Source organism: Streptomyces sp. NPDC050738, from assembly GCF_040654175.1.
Taxonomy (GTDB): Bacteria; Actinomycetota; Actinomycetes; order Streptomycetales; family Streptomycetaceae; genus Streptomyces.
In genome coordinates this window covers 637,886-657,749 of record NZ_JBFAHN010000002.1, presented here as the reverse complement: position 1 = coordinate 657,749, position 19,864 = coordinate 637,886, and the positions used below count along the sequence as shown (strand labels likewise).

Sequence of the window (19,864 nt, the reverse complement as noted above, 5' to 3'; positions counted from 1 at the left end):
ATGAGCGCAGACCTGCGGCAAGGACAGCAGGCGGACGGACCGGTCACGGCCGGCACCCAGACCGCCGGCGCATCGGACCCGACACCCCGCACCCCCAGACTCGTCGGGGTCGTCTGGGGGCTGTTGATCCTCAACACGCTCGGTTCCGCCGGGGCGAAGACCATCATCCCGCTGCCCCGCTCCCTCATCCAGATGGCCACCATGGGTGCGCTGGTCGGCGCGTTCACGCTGGCGCTCGCCGTCAATCTCCGGCTGCGCATCCGGGCCAGCGCCTACATCCTCCTGCTCACCCTGCTGCTGGTGCCGAGCATGATCTCCAGCGTGGACCTGGAGTCCGGATTCGGTGCGCTGTTCCGCTGCGCCCGGCTGTCACTCTTCGTCGGCACGCTATGGCTGCTCAGCCGCTGGTGGCCCGGCGGCCTGACGTTCGTACGCCACCACATCAGGGTGTACTTCGCTGTGCTCGGAACGGTGGCCGCCGGCCTGGTGATCTCGCCGGGCGCGGCGCTGGCCGACACCTACGGCGGACGCCTCGTCGGTGCGCTGTGGCCGCTCACACCGCCGCAGATCGGGCAGTACGCCGCGGTGATCATCGGGCTCACCGCGCTGCTCCTGCTGGGCCGCAGGATCGACAAGGCCAGTGCGGCGGTGGTCATCGTGCCGTCCTTCGTCCTGCTCGCGCTGACCCATACCCGCACGGCCACGCTCGGCCTGTTCATCGGTCTCGCGCTGGCGATCTGCTCGCTCCTGCTGACCAGCGCCGCCGCCCGGCGGTTCTTCACCTGGACGGTGGTGGTCATCGTGGTGGCCGCGGTCGGATTCGCCTCCGCTCTCCAGGCGTGGTTCCTGCGCGGACAGAGCCAGGAGAACTTCTCCAACCTCACCGGCCGGGCCAAGGTCTGGGACGCCCTCCTGGCAGCGCCCAGGACGACCGCGGAACAGGCGTTCGGAATGGGCCTGGGAGACAAGTCGTACGGCGGGCTGCCGATCGACAACAGCTGGCTGGCCGTCTACCAGGAACAGGGCCTGATCGGTGTCGCACTGGTGGCGTCGATCATCCTCGTGCTCGGCGGTGTCGCGCTGCTGCGGCCGCCGTCGCTGGAGCGGGCCTGCGCGATCTTCCTGATCAGCTACTGCGCGATCGCGTCGTACACCGAGGCCGGCCTCGGCGACGCCTCCCCGTATCTGCTGCATCTGGCCCTGGCCGCCTCGCTGTTGGCGGCGCCTGCGGCCGGCACCCCGCTTGTGGCGCTCCCGGTCCAGGCGCTCCCGGTCCAGGCACCCCCGGTCCCGGTGACCCCGGGTCCCCGACGACGTATCCCACGCTGGGCCCAGGACCGGGAGGTGAGGTGAGCATGGACGTCCTCGTGGTGCACAACCGCTACGCCTCGGCGCAGCCGAGCGGCGAGAACAAGGTCGTCGACCAGGAGGTGGAGCTGCTGCGTGCGGCCGGCCACCGGGTCGAGGTGTTCGAGCGGCGCAGCGACGACATCGCCTCCCTGTCGCTCCTTGCCAAGGCCGCGCTGCCGCTCCGTGTGCCGTGGAACCCTGCGGTCCGCACCGAACTCGCCACCCGGCTGCGCACCGAGCGGCCGGACATCGTCCATGTCCACAACGTCTTCCCGCTGCTGTCGCCCGCGGTTCTTGCCGCCTGCGCCGACGCGGGCGTGCCCGCCGTCGCCACGCTGCACAACTACACCCAGGTCTGCCCGCCCGGCACGCTCCAGCGCGACGGCAAGCCGTGCACCGAGTGCGTCGGCTCGACGCCGCTGCCCGCCGTACGGCACGGCTGCTACCGGGGCTCGCGCCTGGCGACGGTGCCGCTCGCGGTCAGCCTGTCCGTCAACCGGCGGCGGTGGTGGACCGGCGTGGAGCGGTTCCTCTGCATCTCCGCGGCACAGCGCGACGTCCTGGTGGGGGCGGGCATGCCGGCCGAACGGCTCGCGGTGAAGCACAACTTCGTCCCCGACCCGGACGCCCGCAGGGAGGGCGACGGCGAGCATCTGCTCTACCTCGGCCGGCTCGCGGAGGCCAAGGGGGTGCGGCTGCTCATGGCCGCGTGGGACGAGATCGCGGCGGGCGGCGGTGTGGGGGTGCCGCTCATGATCGTCGGCACCGGGCCGCTGGAGGACGAGGTGACCGCGTGGGCGGCAGGCAGGGACGACGTGCGCTACGTCGGCCTGTACGACACGGCGGAGTGCCAGAAGGCCATCGCGCGGTCGGTCGCCGTGGTGGCGCCCTCGACGTGGCTGGAGGCGTTCGGCCTGGTCGTCGTCGAGGCGATGGCGGCCGGGGTGCCGACCGTCGCCGCCGGCCACGGCGCCTTCGTCGAACTCGTCGACGACGGGGTGACCGGGCTGCTGCACCGGCCGGGCGAGAGCGCTTCGCTCGCGTCCTGCATCCGCCGGATCGCGGAGGGTCCTGCCCGCAACCGGGAGATGGGCCAGGCGGCCCGGCGCCGCTACGAACAGGGCTTCAGCCCGGCCGTCGGCCTGGAGCGCCTGCTGGAGGAGTACCGCACCGCGATCGCGGGTCGGTCAGCACAGACTCGCGGCGGGGATTCCCGCGCGAGCAGGGGGGATGGGGACAGCACATGACGCAATGCCGACTCTGCGGCTCACAAGCGATGACGAGTGTCGTCGATCTCGGGGCGACGCCGCCGTGCGAGAGCTTTCTCGCCGCGGACCAACTGGACAGGGCCGAACCGGCGTACCCGCTGCACCTGCGGGTCTGCACCGACTGCTGGCTGGCGCAGATACCGCCGCTGATCACACCGGAGGAGACGTTCAGCGAGTACGCGTACTTCTCCTCCTTCTCGACCTCCTGGGTGGAGCACGCGCGCACGTTCGTCGACGACGCCGTGCAGCGGGTGGGCCTGGGCGCCGACGCCTTCGTGGTCGAGGTCGCGAGCAACGACGGCTACCTGCTGAAGCATGTGGTGGACCGGGGGATCCGCTGCCTGGGCATCGAACCGTCGGTCAACGTCGGTGCGGCGGCCCGGGACGCGGGGGTGCCCACGCTCACGGCGTTCCTCAGCCCGGACACGGCATCGGCCGCCCGCGAGGAGCACGGACCTGCGGACCTGGTCGTCGCCAACAACGTGTACGCGCACATCCCCGACGTCATCGGCTTCACCCAGGGGCTGCGGGCCCTGGTCGCCGACGACGGCTGGGTCTCCATCGAGGTGCAGCACCTGCTGACCCTGATCGAGGACAACCAGTACGACACGATCTATCACGAGCACTTCCAGTACTACACGGTCGCCTCCGCCATCCGGGCCCTCGCGAGCGGCGGACTCACCCTGGTGGACGTCGAGTTGCTGCCCACGCACGGCGGCTCCATCCGGCTCTGGTCGCGGCCGGCCGAGACCGCCGGAGAGCCCAGCCCGCGCGTGGCCGACGTACTGGCGCGCGAGAAGGCCGCCGGGCTGCAGGAACTGTCGGGGTACACCGAGTTCTCCGCACGGGTGGCCAAGGTGCGCCGGGACCTCCTGAAGTTCCTCATCACCGCGGCCGAACGCGGCGAGACGGTCGTCGGCTACGGCGCCCCGGGCAAGGGCAACACCCTGCTCAACCACTGCGGCATCCGCCCCGACCTGCTCGCGTACACGGTCGACCGCAACCCGTACAAGCACGGCAGGTTCACGCCGGGCACCCGCATTCCGATCCTGCCGCCCGAGCAGATCGCCGCCGACAAACCGGACTACGTACTCGTCCTCCCCTGGAACCTGCGGGCCGAACTGGTCGAGCAGCTGTCGTACGTGGGGGAGTGGGGCGGCCGCCTGGTCTTCCCCATCCCGGAACTGAGCATCGTCGAGGTGCCCGTCGTGAAAGAGGGTGCGGTATGAAGGTCGTCCTGTTCTGCGGCGGTTACGGGATGCGCATGCGCAACGGAGCATCCGACGACGTGCCCAAGCCGATGGCGATGGTCGGCCCCAGGCCGCTGATCTGGCACGTCATGCGCTACTACGCGCACTTCGGGCACACGGAGTTCATCCTGTGCCTCGGCTACGGCGCCCACCACATCAAGGACTTCTTCCTCAACTACGAGGAGACGACGTCCAACGACTTCGTGCTGCGCGGCGGGAAGACCGAACTGCTCTCCACCGACATCTCGGACTGGACGATCACGTTCGCGCAGACCGGCATCGAGTCACCGATCGGGGAGCGGCTGCGCCGGGTGCGCCACCACCTGGACGGCGACGAGATGTTCCTCGCCAACTACGCCGACGTGCTCACCGACGCCCCGCTGCCGCAGATGATCGACCGCTTCGCCGCACGCGACGCCGGTGCGTCGATGATGGTGGTCCCGCCCCAATCCTCCTTCCACTGCGTGGAGTTGGGCGAGGACGGTCTGGTCGGGGGCATCACCCCGGTGAGCGAACTGCCGATGTGGGAGAACGGCGGCTACTTCGTACTCCGCCAGGAAGTCTTCGACCACATCCCGGAGGGCGGTGACCTGGTCGCCGACGGATGCGCCCAACTGGCCAAGCGGGGAAGGCTGGTGGCGCACCAGCATCGCGGATTCTGGAAGCCGACCGACACCGTCAAGGAGCGCGCCGCGCTCGACTCCGCCTACGCCAGGGGCGACCGCCCGTGGGCCGTATGGGAGCGGGACAACGCAGGGGTGGGCGCGTGATCGGACTGGGCGGTCGGCCGCCGGAGAGGATCGTCGCGGTGGGCGCGCACTGCGACGACATCGCCATCGGCGCCGGCGGCACCCTGCTCACGCTGTGCCACGCGCGTCCTGGCATCCGCGTCGACGCGCTGGTGCTCTCGGGCGGCGGCACCGAACGCGAACAGGAGGAGCAGGCCGCGCTCGCCGCGTTCTGCCCGGGCGCCGACCTGCGGCTGACCGTGCTCAAACTGCCGGACGGCCGGATGCCCGTGCACTGGGAAGAGGCCAAGGCGGCGGTCGAGGAACTGCGCGCGGGCACCGATCCCGACCTGATCCTCGCCCCGCGCACCGATGACGCACACCAGGACCACCGCGGCCTGGCGAAGCTGATCCCCACCGCGTTCCGCGACCACCTCGTCCTCGGCTACGAGATCGTCAAGTGGGACGGCGATCTCGGCCGCCCGGTGGCCTACCAGCCGCTCGCGCCGGAAATCGCCGAAGAGAAGGTGCGGCTGCTGCAGGAGCACTACGCCTCGCAGCGGCACCGGCCCTGGTACGACCGCGAGGCCTTCCTCGGCCTCGCCCGCATCCGCGGAATCGAATGCCACGAGCGCTACGCCGAGGCGTTCGCCGTGACCAAACTCGTTCTCAACCTGGGGGGTTGAACCACCTTGCGCGTACTACTGACCGGACACCAAGGCTATCTGGGCACCGTGATGGCACCGGTCCTCGCAGCCGCAGGACACGAGGTCGTCGGACTCGACGCAGGCCTGTTCGCCGACTGCGTCCTGGGCCCGCCTCCCGCGGACCCCTCAGGGCACCGGGTGGACCTGCGCGACGTCACGGCCGAACACGTGGCCGGGGTCGACGCCGTGATCCACCTGGCCGCGCTCTCCAACGACCCGCTGGGATCGCTGGCGCCCGACCTCACATACGACATCAACCACCACGCGTCCGTACACCTGGCCCGGCTGGCCCGCGAGGCGGGAGTGCGGCGCTTCCTGTACGCGTCGACCTGCTCGGTGTACGGCGCCTCCGGCGGCTCCGGCCTGGTGGCCGAGGACGCCCCGCTGCGCCCGGTGACGCCGTACGCCGAGTCCAAGGTGCGTGTGGAGGACGACCTGCACGCCCTGGCCGACGGCGACTTCACCCCGGTGTACATGCGCAACGCCACCGCTTTCGGCTACTCACCGAGGCTGCGCGCCGACATCGTCCTCAACAACCTGGTGGGCCACGCGCTGCTGTCCGGCGAGGTCCTGGTGCTCTCCGACGGCACCCCGTGGCGCCCGCTGGTGCACGCCGCCGACATCGCCCGCGCCTTCACGGCCGCGCTGAGCGCACCGCGCGAAGCGGTGCACGACCAGGCGTTCAACATCGGCAGCGAGATCAACAACGTCACGGTGGCCCAGATCGCCGAGCAGGTCGCCGAGGCGGTGTCCGGCGCGAAGGTGGTGATCACCGGAGAGGCCGGGGCCGATCCGCGGTCCTACCGGGTGGACTTCTCCAAGTTCCGCGCCGCGATTCCCGGCTTCGACTGCGAGTGGACGGTGAAGGCCGGCGCCCTCGAACTCGCCGACGCCTACCGCAAACACGGGCTCACGGCGGAGGACTTCGAGCGACGCTTCACCCGCCTCGCCGTCCTGCGCGCGGCCTCCGAGGCCGGCACCGTCGACGAGACCCTGCGGTGGCGCCGATGACAGGGACAGGACCGGAGATGCATACGCTGGTGGAGCGGCTGTATCCGCTCTGCCGGAGCATCACCGGCGACGGCGTGCGTGCCACGCTGGACATCGTCGGCGAGTACATCCCGCTCCAGGTGCACGAGGTGCCGACCGGGACGCAGGTCCTCGACTGGACGGTGCCGCAGGAGTGGAACATCCGGGACGCGTACGTCGCCGACTCCTCGGGCCGCCGGGTCGTCGACTTCGCCGCGTCCAGCCTGCATGTGCTCGGATACAGCGTCCCTGTCTCGGCGACCATGCAACTGGCCGAGCTGCGCGGGCACTTGCACACCCTTCCCGACCAACCGTCCTGGGTGCCGTACCGCACCAGCTACTACACACCGGAATGGGGTTTCTGCCTGGCCCAGGAGACCCTGGACGCGATGGAGGACGGTGAGTACGAGGTACGCATCGACTCCACCCTCGCGGACGGCCACCTCACCTATGCCGAGCACGTCGTCCCCGGGCAGGTCTCCGACGAGGTGATCGTCTCCTGCCACGTCTGCCACCCGTCGCTGGCCAACGACAACCTGGCCGGCATCGCCGTGGCGACGTACCTCGCCCGCGCACTGGCCGAAGCGGAGCAGACGCCGTACTACACCTACCGGTTCATCTTCGCGCCCGGCACCATCGGGGCGATCACCTGGCTGGCCCGCAACGCGGAACGGGTGGAGAGGGTCAAGCACGGCCTCGTGCTGGCCTGCGCCGGAGACCGGGGCCGGCTGACGTACAAACAGAGCAGGCGTGGCGACGCCGAGATCGACCGGGTGATGCGACACGTCCTCCAAGTCTCCGAACGGCCGCACGAGACACGGGAGTTCACCCCGTACGGCTACGACGAGCGGCAGTACTGCTCGCCCGGGTTCAATCTCGGCGTGGGCTCGCTCAGCCGTACCCCGTACGCCGGCTATCCCGAGTACCACACCTCGGCGGACAACCCGGACTTCGTCACCCCGGAGGCCATGGAGGACACCCTCGCCGTCTGCCGCGAGGCGTTCGCCGTGCTCGACCGCAACCGGCGGTACCTCAACCTGAGCCCGTACGGCGAACCACAGCTGGGCCGGCGCGGTCTGTACGACGCGCTCGGCGGCCGCAGCGACACCAAGCAGGCCCAGATGGCCATGCTCTGGGTGCTCAGCCTCTCCGACGGCGAGCACAGTCTCCTCGACGTCGCCGAGCGGGCCGGTCTGCCGTTCGACACCGTCGCCGCCGCGGCCGACGCCCTGCGCGGCGCCGGGCTGATCAAGGCATGACGCCGATGACCACCGAGGGGGAGAGGACCCCGGTAGCGAAGGCCCCGGCCGGACACGCCCGGCCGTCCTTCTCGCGGTCCATGGCCCGCAGACTGTCCTGGGGGCTGGCCGACCAGGCGGCATCCAGCATCAGCAACTTCCTGGTGGGGATGTACGTGGCCCGCTCGCTGGGGCTGACCGCGTTCGGTCTGTTCACCCTGACCTGGGTGACCTACGGCGTGGTGCTCAACATCTCCCGCGGGCTGGCATCCGACCCGCTCGTGGTGCGTTTCAGCGACGCGCCGGACGCGGCATGGCGCGCGGCGACCGCCCGGGCCATGGGTACCGCGCTCGGCGTCGGATGTGTCATCGGCGTGGTGGCCCTGGTGATCGGGCTGGGCTTCGGCGGCCGTCTGGGGACCGCGTTCACCGTCCTCGGTGTGGTGCTGCCCGGGCTGCTGCTGCAGGACGCGTGGCGGTTCGCGTTCTTCGCCGCGGGCGCCGGCAGGAAGGCGTTCTTCAACGACGTCGTGTGGGGCATCGCGCTCCTCCCTGCCCTGGTGATCGCGGCTCGCGTGGGCACGGTGGAAGCCTTCGTGCTCGCCTGGGGCGGGACCGCCGCGGTGGCCGCGGCGTACGGCTGCTTCCAGTCCGGCATCCGGCCCCGGCCGACCCGGGCGCGCGCGTGGCTGCGCGAGCAGCGCGACCTCGGCTACCGCTACCTGGTCGAGAACGTCAGCCTCAGCGGCGCGAGTCAACTGCGGGCGTACGGGCTCGGCGCGATCGCCGGGGTCAGCGCCGTGGGTGCGGTCCGCGGCGCCGAACTCCTGCTCGGCCCGTTCCTCGCCGTACTGATGGGCCTCTCGCTCGTCACCGTCCCGGAGGCGGCCCGGGTGCTGCGGCAGACCCCGCACCGGCTGGGCTCCTTCTGCTTCCTGCTGGCCGGCGGACTGGCCACCGCCGCGCTGTTCTGGGGCGGCGCACTGCTGCTGGTGCCGGACTGGGCGGGCCAACACGTGCTCGGCCAGGTCTGGCACTCCGCCTCGCAGCTCATCGTGCCCGCCACGGTCGGCGTCGCGGGCGCCGGCCTCGGAGTCGGCGCGGCGGCCGGGCTGCGCGCCCTGGCCGCGGCCCGGCGCAGCCTGCGCTGCCAGCTGTTCGCCTCCCTCTGTTACGTCGGCGGAGGGCTCGGCGGGGCGGCCCTGGCCGGCACCGTCGGCTCGGCCTGGGGCGTCGCCGCCGCGAACGTCTGCGCTTCGGCGGTGTGGTGGCTGCAGCTGCGGTCCGCCCTGCGCGAGCGCGACGCCCTCACCCTCTCCAACACCCCCACACCATCTCCAAAGTGAGGACCTCATGACCGCTCGACCCAGACTGAGCATCGGCCTCCCCGTGTACAACGGCGAGGAGTACCTGGCCGAATCGTTCGACGCCCTGCTGGGCCAGACCTTCGAGGACTTCGAACTGGTCGTCTCCGACAACGCGTCGACCGACGGGACCGAGGAGATCTGCCACAAGTACGCGGCCCAGGACTCACGCATCCGCTACCTCAGGCTGCCCCGGAACATCGGCGCGACCCCGAACCACAACCGGGTGTTCGACGAGTGCCGCGGCGAGCTGTTCAAGTGGGCCTCGCACGACGACCTGTACGCCCGCGACCTGCTGCGCCGCTGCATAGAGGCGCTCGACGAACAGCCGGACGTGATCCTCGCGCACAGCGACCAGGCGATCATCGACGGCGCGGGCCAGGTGACGGTCCCGTACGAGTACACGCTCGACACCGGCTCCCCGCACGCACCGGAGCGCTTCCGCAGCCTGCTGTTCGAGCCCGGTGGCGACGACTTCTACGGGGTGATCAGGGCCGATGTGCTGCGCCGGGTCAAGCCGTTGGACAGCTACCACCACGCGGACCGCACCTTCGTCGCCGAGATCGCGCTGCACGGCCGCTTCCACCAGGTGCCCGAGCTGCTGTACTTCCGCCGCGACCACCCCACCCGCGCCGAGCGGGCGAACCCCTCCAAGCGCTCCCGGTGCATCAACCTGGACCCGCGCAGGGCAGGCCTGCTGCACCCGACGCCCCGGCTGCTCGCCGAGTACCTCTGGGGCTTCACCTCGGCGATACGACGGGCGCCGCTGTCCCCGGCCGACCGGCGCGCATGCCGCCGCCACCTCGCCGCATGGATGACCAGCCGGGTCAGGCCCGGCACCGGCGAGCGGGTCGAGGACCGCGCCCCGGTCGACCCGGCCGAACTCACCGTGTCCGTCGACGCCCTCGTCGCCGGCCGTGAGGGGAGGCAGGTGTGACAGCCGCCAGGGAAACCCCTGTGCGCGTAGGGGTGTTCGGCCTGCTCGGCTCCGGCAACCTCGGCAACGACGGATCGCTCGAAGCCGTGCTCGGCTATCTGCGCGCCGAGCACCCGCGGGCGGTCGTGGACGCGCTGTGCGGCGGAGCCGAGGTGGTCGCGGCGCGGTACGGGATTCCCACGACGCGGCTGCACTGGAACCGCGGCGAGTACCGGACCGCGTCACGTGTGGGCGCGGTCGTGGGCAAGGGGCTGGGCAAATTCGTCGACGCCTTCCGCACAGCTGCCTGGGTGCGCGGGCACGACGTGGTGATCGTGCCGGGCATGGGCGTACTGGAGGCCACGCTGCCGCTGCGGCCGTGGGGCTTCCCGTACTCCCTGTTCCTGCTCTGCGCGAGCGGCCGGCTGCTGCGCACCCCGGTCGCCCTGGTCGGAGTCGGTGCCGCCCCGATCGGCAACCGGCCGACCCGGGCCCTGGTGCGCTGGTCGGCGCGGCTGGCCGCCTTCCGCTCGTACCGGGACAACCCGTCCCGCGACGCGATGCGGGAGATGGGCGTGGACACGGCGCACGACGGGGTCCACCCGGACCTCGCGTTCGCCCTGCCGGCACCGCGGACGAACGCGCCCTCGGGCCCGCCGGGCACGGTCTGTGTCGGTGTCATGGACTTCCACGGCGGCAACGACGACCGCGCCAGGGCGGACGAGATCCACCGGCGCTACCTCGACGGGGTGATCCGGTTCGTCCGCGCGCTGGTCGACGACGGCAGGCCGGTCCGCCTGCTCACCGGCGACGCGTGCGATGCGCCGGTGGTCGCCGCGATCCTCGACGCGGTGGACTCACCGCTGGTCACCGACGCCGAAGTGGCCTCGCTGGACGACCTGATGAAGGAGACGGCGGCCGCCGACACCGTGGTGGCAACCCGCTACCACAACCTGATCTGCGCGCTGAAGGCCGGCACACCGACGCTCGCCCTCAGCTATGCGGCGAAGAGCGAGGCGGTCATGGACCGGATGGGCCTTGCCGCGTACTGCCACCCGGCCGGCGAGGTCGACGCCGACCGGCTCCTCGAGCAGTTCCGGGAGCTGGAGCAGAGGTCGGCCGAGCTGAGGCAGACCCTCGCCGAGCGGAACCTCGTCGCCGCCCGGCAGATCGAGGACCAGTTCACGGCCCTGAGCGCGGCCTTGTTCCCCGCGACCGGCCACCCGCACGCCCCCACAGAGCGGAAGACACCATGAAAGCGACCCAAGTCCCGCAGATCGCGGGCGCGTACCTCTTCGAACCGACGCCCTTCGCCGACGAGCGCGGCTTCTTCTGCCGCACCTTCGACGCCGATGTGGTCCGCTCGGTGGGCATCGACCCGGACTCCTTCATCCAGGACAGCCTGTCCCGCTCGGCGCGGGGCGTGCTGCGCGGCCTGCATCTGCGCTCCGGCGCGGGCGAGGCCAAGCTGGTGCGGTGCTCGTACGGGCAGATCTTCGACGTCGTCGTGGACCTGCGGCCGGACTCGCCGACGTACCTGGGCCGGGGGTTCTTCGAGCTGTCCGGCGAGACGCAGACGACCCTGTACATCCCGGCGGGGTGCGCGCACGGCTTCCAGGCGCTGACCGAAACCGCCGACACCTCGTACCGGATCGACCGCCCGCACGATCCGGCCGAGGACGTGACGATCGCCTTCGACGACCCCGAACTCTCCATCCCCTGGCCGCTGCCGGCCATATCGATGTCCCAGCGGGACAGAGAGGCGCCGCCCCTGGCCGCGGTACTCAAGCACCTAGAGAGCTGAGGACAGAGTGAACACCAACGACATCGGCGGATTCGACCTGCCCCGGTCGCGGCTGGCGAACGAGCGGCTGCACGCCATGATCCCCGGAGGCGCGCACACCTACGCCAAGGGCGACGACCAGTATCCCGAGCACCTGGCCCCGGTGATCAGCCACGGCCGCGGTGCCCATGTGTGGGACATCGACGGCAACCAGTACATCGAGTACGGCTCCGGGCTGCGGTCGGTCAGTCTCGGTCACGCCCACCCGCGTGTGACCGAGGCGGTGCGGCGGGAACTCGACCGCGGCAGCAACTTCGTACGGCCATCCATCGTGGAGGTCGAGGCCGCGGAACGTTTCCTGGCCACGGTGCCGACCGCAGAGATGGTGAAGTTCGCGAAGAACGGCTCCGATGCCACCACCGCCGCGGTGCGCCTCGCCCGCGCCTTCACCGGGCGACCGCGGGTGGCGATCTGCGGCGACCATCCGTTCTTCTCCGTCGACGACTGGTTCATCGGCACCACGCCGATGTCCGCCGGCATCCCGGCGGCGACCACCGAGCTCACCGTGGCCTTTCCGTACGGCGACCTGGCCGCGACGGAGGCGCTGCTCACCCGGTACGAGGACGAGATCGCCTGTCTGATCCTGGAACCCGCCGGGCACGCCGAGCCACCGCCCGGCTACCTCGCCGGACTGCGCGAACTCGCCGACCGGCACGGCTGTGTACTCGTCTTCGACGAGATGATCACCGGCTTCCGCTGGTCCGAGGCGGGCGCCCAGGGTCTGTACGGCGTGGTCCCCGACCTCTCCACCTTCGGTAAGGCGCTGGGCAACGGGTGCGCCGTCTCCGCGCTCGCCGGACGCCGCGAACTGATGGAGCGGGGTGGGCTGCGGCACTCCGACGACCGGGTGTTCCTGCTGTCCACCACGCACGGCGCGGAAACGCACTCCCTGGCCGCCGCGATGGCCGTGCAGACCACCTACGCCGAAGAGGGCATCACCGACCGGCTGCACGCCCTCGGTGAGCGGCTGGCCGCCGGTGTCCGCGACGTCGCGGCGAGCTCGGGCGTCGGCGAGCATGTCGTCGTCCGTGGCCGGGCCAGCAATCTGGTCTTCGCCACGCTGGACGAGAACGGGCAACCGTCACAGGAGTACCGCACCTTGTTCCTGCGCCAGCTCCTCGCGGGCGGAATCCTTGCCCCGTCGTTCGTGGTGAGCAGCGCGCTCGACGACGCCGACATCGACCGCACCGTCGATGTGGTCGCACAGGCCTGTGCGGTCTACCGGAAGGCACTCGACGCCGGCGGCCCCGCCCCCTGGCTGGCCGGGCGGCCGGTGAAGCCGGTGTTCCGCCGCCTGGCGTGACGTGAGGTGAGGTCGCCTCGGCTCAGCGACGCCCCGGCCGCCGCCGGTCGGCCACCCGGTCGACCAGCCAGGCGGCGGCCGGGATCACCGCCAGCGCGGTGCACCAGCCGCCGAGGACGTCGGTCGGGTAGTGCGCGCTCAGGGCGACCTCGGCCCAGCCCATGGCGGAGCCGGCCACCAGCGCGGCGGTGACCACGAGCAGGGTGCTCGCCGTCCTGCCGAGCCCCAGCCTGCCGATCGTGAGCAGCGCCGCCATGAGGGCGAGCGCGGTGGCGAAAGCGGTGTGTCCGCTCGGATAGGACAGATTGTCGTCACCATGGATGGTGCGTCCCACAAGGGACTTGACCAGCGTGGTCGTCCCCACGGCGAGGGCGGTGCCGACGACGACGAACACCGCTGCGCGAGGACGCCGGAGCAGCAGGCAGCCCGCCACGGCGGCCGCGATCAGCACCGCCGATCCGGCGGGCTCCCCCCAGAAGTCCAGGAACAGAGCGACGGTCCGCCACGGCGGCCGCACACTGTCCTGCGTCGGCAGGACGAACCATCTGTCCACCCTGCCGGACTCGCTGTGGCCCGCGTAGAGGACGCCGAGCACGGCGACCACCAGCGCGGCGAGGACCGCGATCAGCCCGAGTGGTGCGCGCAGCGCCGTGGGCAGCACGGCGGGCGCCGGCGGGCCGGTCGCTTCCAGGTCTGTTTCTGGCAGGCGATCCAACGCGAGCCCCCCGTCGTGTCGGACATACCCTCCAATGAGGGTAACTGCCCGCGCTCGACGGCGTCTTGGCATCCCGCCCGGATCAGGCGCCCGTACTCACCAGTTCGTCGGCCGGGCCGTTCGAGGGCCGGGCGGTGCCCGCCGGATCCAGGACGAACAGCGGGATGCGGAGCTCCTCCGCGCGGGCCAGGGCGTCGTCGGCGTATCCGGTCAGGGAGAAGAACGCCGTACGTGACGTGCTGCTCAGGCCGTGCAGCCAGAGGCATTCGATGTCACGGAGCGCCGCGGGCCGGGCGGCCTGGTCGACGGAGGCGATCAGGCCGTGGCCGCGCAGATCGATGCCGGTGGCGGGGCGCTCGCCCGGTGCGGCGGTCGGTGCGACGCCCTCGAAGCCCAGCCAGGTGAGATAGCGCGCGGCCGTGATGACGGCTTCGTACGCGGTCCGTACGGGCTCCGGGCGGAAGGCGGGGCGGGGAGCGGCGGCCGTGCGGGGCAGTGGGATGTGGGCGGGCGGGGGCGGGGGCGCGCTGTCGGTGCGTACCGCCTCGGCGCGTACCGGCTCGACCGGGATCCGCAGCACCGTGCCGCAGCCACAGCCCAGCTCCGGCTGCGGCCACTGGTCCTGCCGCCCGCAGGCGGTGCACCGGACCGTGACCCACCCCTCCGACCAGGTGCGATGGGTGATCGGCTCAGTGGGCGCGCCCCGGGTGAGCGGCGGCAGCACGGGGGCTCCGCAGGCGCAGGGGTAGACGGGCGCCGCGTAGTCGTGCTCGCGCCGGCAGGCGGGGCAGCGCACCTGCACGCTCGTCGCCGCCAGGTTCTCCTTCGGGGCCTCTCCCATGGGTCCATCGTCCACCAGGAGCGAGGGCCTGGGGAGGGACTTCGCACATCCGGCTCTGTGTACCTCTCTTGACTGCCGCGCGGGCAGCTTCTAGATTGCTTCCGTATAGCAGAAATGAACTTCCGCAATACGGAAATGGGCGATCTCAGGTCTGGCGCGACAGGAGCCCACTCCGACAGGCCGAGCAGGAGTACTCAATGCCTCGTATGACCGCTGCCCGAGCGGCAGTTGAGATCCTCAAGCGCGAAGGCGTCACCAACGCGTTCGGCGTTCCGGGAGCGGCGATCAACCCGTTCTACGCAGCCCTCAAGGCCGGCGGCGGGATCAGCCACACCCTCGCCCGCCACGTCGAGGGTGCCTCCCACATGGCCGAGGGCTACACCCGGGCCAACGCCGGGAACATCGGCGTCTGCATCGGCACCTCGGGCCCCGCGGGCACCGACATGATCACCGGTCTCTACTCGGCGATCGCCGACTCGATCCCGATCCTCTGCATCACCGGCCAGGCGCCCGTCGCCTACCTCCACAAGGAGGACTTCCAGGCCGTCGACATCGCCTCGATCGCCAAGCCGGTCACCAAGTCGGCGACCACCGTCCTGGAGGCCGCCCAGGTCCCCGGCGTCTTCCAGCAGGCGTTCCACCTGATGCGCTCCGGCCGTCCGGGCCCGGTCCTCATCGACCTCCCGATCGACGTCCAGATGACCGAGATCGAGTTCGACCCCGAGACGTACGAGCCGCTGCCCGTCTACAAGCCGGCCGCCACCCGCGCCCAGGCCGAGAAGGCGATCAAGCTCCTGCTGGAGTCCGAGCGCCCGCTGATCATCGCCGGCGGAGGCATCTTCAACGCCGATGCCTCCGACCTGCTGGTCGAGTTCGCCGAGCTGACCGACACCCCGGTCATCCCCACCCTCATGGGCTGGGGCGTCATCCCGGACGACCACGAGCTGAACGCCGGCATGATGGGCCAGCAGACCGGAACGCGTTACGGCAACGCCACGTTCCTGGAGTCGGACTTCGTCCTGGGCATCGGCAACCGCTGGGCCAACCGTCACACCGGCTACAAGCTGGACGTGTACACCAAGGACCGCAAGTTCGTGCACGTCGACGTCGAGCCGACCCAGATCGGCAAGATCTTCGCCCCGGACTTCGGCATCGCCTCCGACGCGAAGGCCGCCCTGGAGCTCTTCGTCGAGATCGCCAAGGAGCTGAAGGCCGCGGGCGAGCTGCCCGACCGCTCCGCCTGGGTCGCATCCCACCTGGAGCGCAAGGCCACGCTGCACCGCCGTACGCACTTCGACAACGTGCCGATGAAGCCGCAGCGGGTCTACGAGGAGATGAACAAGGCCTTCGGCCCGGAGACGCGCTACGTCACCACCATCGGCCTCTCCCAGATCGCCGGCGCGCAGATGCTGCACGTCTACAAGCCGCGCCACTGGATCAACGCCGGCCAGGCGGGCCCGCTGGGCTGGACCATCCCGGCCGCCCTCGGTGCCGCCACCGCCGACCCCGAGACGCCCGTGGTCGCGCTCTCCGGCGACTACGACTTCCAGTTCATGCTGGAGGAGCTGGCGGTCGGCGCGCAGCACAAGATCCCGTACGTCCACGTGCTGGTGAACAACGCCTACCTGGGCCTGATCCGGCAGTCGCAGATCGGCTTCGACATCGACTTCCAGGTCAACCTGGAGTTCGAGAACATCAACGCCCCCGAGCTGGGCGTCTACGGCGTCGACCACGTCAAGGTCGTCGAGGGCCTGGGCTGCAAGGCGATCCGGGTCACCGAGCCCGACCAGCTGCTCCCCGCGTTCGAGGAGGCCAAGAAGCTGGCCGCCGAGTACCGGGTGCCGGTCGTCGTCGAGGCGATCCTGGAGCGCGTCACGAACATCTCGATGAGCCCGACCGCGGACATCAGCGCGGTCAAGGAGTTCGAGGAGATCGCGACGGAGCCGGGTCACGCCCCGACGGCGATCCTCCCGCTCAAGACCGCCTGACCCGCGGCCTCATACGGGGGGACGGCCCCCGCCCCGGACCTGACTCCGGGGCGGGGGCCGTTGCGCGTCCGCTCAGACGACGCCCCCGCCCCCGCAGGAGTACGCGTGGCCCCCTTCCCCACGGGCGACCTTGCCGCCATCGCCCCGAAGCCGCCCGACGAGCCCGCCCTCCCTGGCGAGATGCGGCACGACGGCAGCCACTCCCGCGTCCCCGTACAGCGCGACGGCGAGCAGCCGCTCGGGCACATCCCACGCCAACTCCCTTACGTCATGGGCGGCATGGGGCCCGTCCGGCAGTACGAGCCCACCCATCAGCTCCTTCACCGCCTGCTTCCCCGCCCGCGTCCGGTGCGGCATGCGCTCCCGCCACAGCCCGCCCTCGACCAGCGGCCGCCGTACCTCTTCCAGCGCGGCCTGCACCCGCGGCGCCTCGATCAGATCCCGCAGCGGGAGCGGCCGGTGCAGTACGGCATGCACGGCCTTCTCCAGCGCCCCCTCGGCGCCACTGGCCGTCCCCGACGTCTGCAGCGTGCCGGGCTTCCCCGGCGTGACGGCCCCCCGCAGTGCCAACGCCACGACGGCCACGGTGACGGCGGCGCGCGATCCGCCCCGCAGCATCCCAACTGCCTCTGCGCTGAGCTGTGATGACCCATCCTCCATGAAGCCCACCTCCCCCTAGGGGAGGGATATGCCCGCCGGCGGGGGCAGCGCAAGCGTGCGGGGTCGTGTTCAGAGCAAAGCTTGAGGTACGCAGGACGGGAAATGGGTGGCAGTCCTCGATCCCCGGTGGTGGGATGGCGCGATGAACCTTCCCCGGTACGTCCTGACGCCGCTCGCCGTCGACGCCGCACGCATCCGGGCGCTGTGCGCGGAGCCCCGGAGGGCCCGGAGCGCCAGGCGCGGACACGACCGGTCCTCCTGGGGTCGACGCCCGTACGGCCGGGGCAGACGCCGTACCGATCTGCGCCGACTGCACGGCGCTGCGCGCGCATGGACGCCAACAGGGCGTCTGGCGCCGGGAGTCGGGCGCAACCGGTGCCGGTGAAGGCGGTGGTACGGCCTGCCGTGACAGCGGACGCGGAAGCGATCGCGACCGTCCACCAGGCCTCGCGTGCGGCGACCATGCCCTACCTGCCGCCGCAGAAGCGCACGCACGAGGAGGTCGTCCGGTGGGTCCGGGAGGTCGTGCTCCAGGAGTGCCGGGTCTGGGTCGCCGAGAGCGGTGACGAAGTGCTGGGATACGCAGCCCTCGACGGCGACATGCTCGACCATCTCTATCTGCGGCCCGACGCCCGCCGCCAGGGGATCGGCACCCTGCTCCTCGACGAGGTCAGGTCGCACAGCCCACGAGGCCTGCGCCTGCACGTCTTCCAGCAGAACACCGGAGCCCGCGCCTTCTACGAGCGGCACGGATTCACCGTCCTCGACACGAACGACGGCACCCGCAACATGGAGAACCTGCCCGACATGACGCTGCGCTGGGCCCCCGCCCCACGCTGAACTGCCCGCCTTCGAAGGAGCTGAAGGCGGGCAGTTCGGTGGAGAGTTGGTGCCGCCCGGCGACACGAGACTGGGCGTACCAGTACATTCGCCCGCCGCCGGGCGGAGGAAGAAGGGGACCGCGGCGGGGCGATTGACCGCTCCGGGGCCGCTCCTTCAGGTCAGGAGCGGGCCGGGGGTCTTCACCACCGCACTGGCATCGCGAACTCCGCCGCGGTCCTCAGTCTCGTCCGTCCCCCGGTCACCCCTCATGGGCCGAAGGTCCGGACTACGGCAGCGACTTGACCTCCCGTCAGGTCGCCACCGCGGTCTAGCGGTCTAGCGATGTGAGGCCTAGTCCTCGCGCAGGGCGCGGACCGCCTCTTCCACGCGCTTGCCGTACTCGACGTCCGCGGCGTGGAAGTGGGCCAGGTTCTTCTCGATCACGTCGTCGCGGGTGACCTGCGAGAGGCCGCCTGCGATGTTGGCGATCAGACGGGACTTCTCGTCGTCCGACATCAGGCGGTAGAGCTCGCCCGCCTGGAAGAAGTCGTCGTCCTTGACGTGGGCCGGAGCGGCCTGCGCGCCGGTCCAGCCGGTCACGGCGGACGGGGCTGCGAGCGCCGCGTCCGTCTGGGCCGGGCCCTGGTAGGAGTTGGGCTCGTAGTTCTTGTCCGTACGCGAGCCGTTGCGGATCGCCATGGCGCCGTCGCGGCCGTAGTTGACGGCGGTCGTCGCCTTGGGGGCGTTGACCGGCAGCAGGGTGTGGTTGATGCCCACCCGGTAGCGCTGCGCGTCGGCGTACGCGAAGAGGCGGCCCTGCAGCATCTTGTCGGGCGAAGGACCGATGCCGGGAACGAAGTTGTTCGGGGAGAACGCGGCCTGCTCGACCTCGGCGAAGACGTTCTCCGGGTTGCGGTCCAGGACCAGACGGCCCACGCGCTGCAGCGGGTAGTCGCTGTGCGGCCACACCTTCGTCACGTCGAACGGGTTGAAGCGGTAGTCGGCCGCCTCAGCCGCCGGCATGACCTGGACGTACAGGGTCCAGGACGGGTTGACCCCGCGCTCGATGGCCTGCAGCAGGTCGGTCTGGTGGCTGTTGCCGTCCTTGCCCGCGAGCTCGGCACCCTGCTCGGCGGAGAGGCAGCGGACGCCCTGGTTCGTCTTGAAGTGGTACTTGACGAAGAAGGACTCGCCCTCGGCGTTCGTCCACTGGTAGGTGTGCGAGCCGTAGCCGTTCATGTGGCGGTACGAGGCCGGGATGCCGCGGTCGCCCATCAGCCAGGTGACCTGGTGCGTGGCCTCGGGGGCGTGCGCCCAGAAGTCCCAGACGTTGTCCGCCTCCTGCTTGCCCGTGAAGGGGTCGCGCTTCTGGGAGTGGATGAAGTCGGGGAACTTGATCGGGTCCTTGATGAAGAACACCGGGGTGTTGTTGCCGACGAGGTCGTAGTTGCCCTCTTCGGTGTAGAACTTCAGCGCGAAGCCGCGCGGGTCACGGACCGCGTCCGCGCCGCCGAGCGAGTCGGCCACGGTCGAGAAACGTATGAACGTCTCGGTGCGCTTGCCGACGGTTCCGAGGAAGTCGGCGCGGGTGAAGCCGGTGACGTCGTCCGTCACCTCGAAGTAGCCGTACGCGCCGGAGCCGCGTGCGTGCACGACGCGCTCCGGGATGCGCTCACGGTTGAACCGGGCGAGCTTCTCCAGCAGGTGCTGGTCCTGAAGGAGCAGCGGACCACCGGGGCCGGCGGATGCGGAGTTCTGGTTGTCGGCTACCGGGGCGCCTGACTCGGTCGTAAGCACGCGCTTCGACATGGTGGACCTTCCGTGCTGGATCTGCTGACGGCT

At 70.9% G+C, this 19,864-nt stretch carries 18 protein-coding genes; 14 read left to right on the top strand and 4 right to left on the bottom strand.

The window, feature by feature from the left end; genetic code table 11:
• The 12 genes from AB0H78_RS07235 to AB0H78_RS07180 are packed head-to-tail and all read left to right on the top strand — an operon-like array spanning window position 1 to window position 12,996.
• The gene (locus tag AB0H78_RS07235) at window positions 1-1,353 is read left to right on the top strand and encodes an O-antigen ligase domain-containing protein (RefSeq protein ID WP_363233264.1); all 1,353 of its coding nucleotides are present in this window, start codon (window positions 1-3) and stop codon (window positions 1,351-1,353) included.
• 2 nt (window positions 1,354-1,355) lie between these two features.
• Complete coding sequence (locus tag AB0H78_RS07230) at window positions 1,356-2,597, top strand: glycosyltransferase (RefSeq protein WP_363233263.1); 1,242 nt, start codon at window positions 1,356-1,358, stop codon at window positions 2,595-2,597.
• Entirely contained in the window at window positions 2,594-3,847 is a 1,254-nt protein-coding gene (locus AB0H78_RS07225) for a class I SAM-dependent methyltransferase (RefSeq protein WP_363233262.1), read from the top strand. Before AB0H78_RS07230 ends, AB0H78_RS07225 begins: the two co-directional genes overlap by 4 nt.
• Window positions 3,844-4,638, top strand: coding sequence for a sugar phosphate nucleotidyltransferase (locus AB0H78_RS07220; RefSeq protein ID WP_363233261.1), 795 nt, complete (start codon window positions 3,844-3,846; stop codon window positions 4,636-4,638). The genes AB0H78_RS07225 and AB0H78_RS07220 overlap by 4 nt, the downstream gene beginning before the upstream one ends.
• Window positions 4,605-5,282 carry a PIG-L deacetylase family protein gene (locus tag AB0H78_RS07215; protein WP_363233260.1) on the top strand — a complete coding sequence of 226 codons (678 nt, stop codon included), beginning with the start codon at window positions 4,605-4,607 and terminating at the stop codon, window positions 5,280-5,282. Before AB0H78_RS07220 ends, AB0H78_RS07215 begins: the two co-directional genes overlap by 34 nt.
• A 6-nt stretch (window positions 5,283-5,288) precedes the next feature.
• On the top strand, window positions 5,289-6,314 hold the full coding sequence (locus AB0H78_RS07210; protein ID WP_363233259.1) for an SDR family oxidoreductase: 1,026 nt from the start codon (window positions 5,289-5,291) through the stop codon (window positions 6,312-6,314).
• Complete coding sequence (locus AB0H78_RS07205; RefSeq protein ID WP_363233258.1) at window positions 6,302-7,591, top strand: DUF4910 domain-containing protein; 1,290 nt, start codon at window positions 6,302-6,304, stop codon at window positions 7,589-7,591. The genes AB0H78_RS07210 and AB0H78_RS07205 overlap by 13 nt, the downstream gene beginning before the upstream one ends.
• A gap of 5 nt (window positions 7,592-7,596) precedes the next feature.
• Window positions 7,597-8,916, top strand: coding sequence for a hypothetical protein (locus tag AB0H78_RS07200; RefSeq protein ID WP_363233438.1), 1,320 nt, complete (start codon window positions 7,597-7,599; stop codon window positions 8,914-8,916).
• A 7-nt stretch (window positions 8,917-8,923) separates the two neighbouring features.
• A complete protein-coding gene (locus AB0H78_RS07195) occupies window positions 8,924-9,871 on the top strand; it encodes a glycosyltransferase (RefSeq protein ID WP_363233257.1) in 948 nt (315 codons plus the stop codon).
• A complete protein-coding gene (locus AB0H78_RS07190; protein ID WP_363233256.1) occupies window positions 9,868-11,106 on the top strand; it encodes a polysaccharide pyruvyl transferase family protein in 1,239 nt (412 codons plus the stop codon). The genes AB0H78_RS07195 and AB0H78_RS07190 overlap by 4 nt, the downstream gene beginning before the upstream one ends.
• Window positions 11,103-11,654, top strand: a complete 552-nt coding sequence (rfbC, locus tag AB0H78_RS07185; RefSeq protein ID WP_363233255.1) for a dTDP-4-dehydrorhamnose 3,5-epimerase — start codon at window positions 11,103-11,105, stop codon at window positions 11,652-11,654. Before AB0H78_RS07190 ends, rfbC begins: the two co-directional genes overlap by 4 nt.
• A 7-nt stretch (window positions 11,655-11,661) precedes the next feature.
• Window positions 11,662-12,996: a glutamate-1-semialdehyde 2,1-aminomutase gene (locus AB0H78_RS07180; protein WP_363233254.1), complete on the top strand. Its 1,335-nt coding sequence runs from the start codon at window positions 11,662-11,664 to the stop codon at window positions 12,994-12,996.
• Window positions 12,997-13,018: 22 nt separating this feature from the next.
• Here AB0H78_RS07180 and AB0H78_RS07175 read toward each other — a convergent pair whose 3' ends face one another.
• Entirely contained in the window at window positions 13,019-13,711 is a 693-nt protein-coding gene (locus AB0H78_RS07175; protein WP_363233253.1) for a phosphatase PAP2 family protein, read from the bottom strand.
• Between the two features lie 82 nt (window positions 13,712-13,793).
• Window positions 13,794-14,552 (bottom strand): hypothetical protein, encoded by a 759-nt coding sequence (locus AB0H78_RS07170; RefSeq protein ID WP_363233252.1) that lies wholly within the window; start codon window positions 14,550-14,552, stop codon window positions 13,794-13,796.
• A 197-nt stretch (window positions 14,553-14,749) separates the two neighbouring features.
• Between AB0H78_RS07170 and gcl the strand changes: the two genes are divergently transcribed.
• A complete protein-coding gene (gene gcl, locus AB0H78_RS07165) occupies window positions 14,750-16,540 on the top strand; it encodes a glyoxylate carboligase (protein ID WP_363233251.1) in 1,791 nt (596 codons plus the stop codon).
• Window positions 16,541-16,612: 72 nt separating this feature from the next.
• Here the strand turns inward: gcl and AB0H78_RS07160 are convergent, their stop codons facing one another.
• A complete protein-coding gene (locus tag AB0H78_RS07160; RefSeq protein ID WP_363233250.1) occupies window positions 16,613-17,200 on the bottom strand; it encodes a TIGR04222 domain-containing membrane protein in 588 nt (195 codons plus the stop codon).
• A gap of 330 nt (window positions 17,201-17,530) precedes the next feature.
• Here AB0H78_RS07160 and AB0H78_RS07155 point away from each other — a divergent pair, with 330 nt between their 5' ends.
• Window positions 17,531-18,040, top strand: a complete 510-nt coding sequence (locus tag AB0H78_RS07155; RefSeq protein WP_363233249.1) for a GNAT family N-acetyltransferase — start codon at window positions 17,531-17,533, stop codon at window positions 18,038-18,040.
• Window positions 18,041-18,373: 333 nt separating this feature from the next.
• Here the strand turns inward: AB0H78_RS07155 and AB0H78_RS07150 are convergent, their stop codons facing one another.
• Window positions 18,374-19,831 carry a catalase gene (locus AB0H78_RS07150; RefSeq protein WP_363233248.1) on the bottom strand — a complete coding sequence of 486 codons (1,458 nt, stop codon included), beginning with the start codon at window positions 19,829-19,831 and terminating at the stop codon, window positions 18,374-18,376.
• Between the last annotated feature and the right edge of the window lie 33 nt (window positions 19,832-19,864).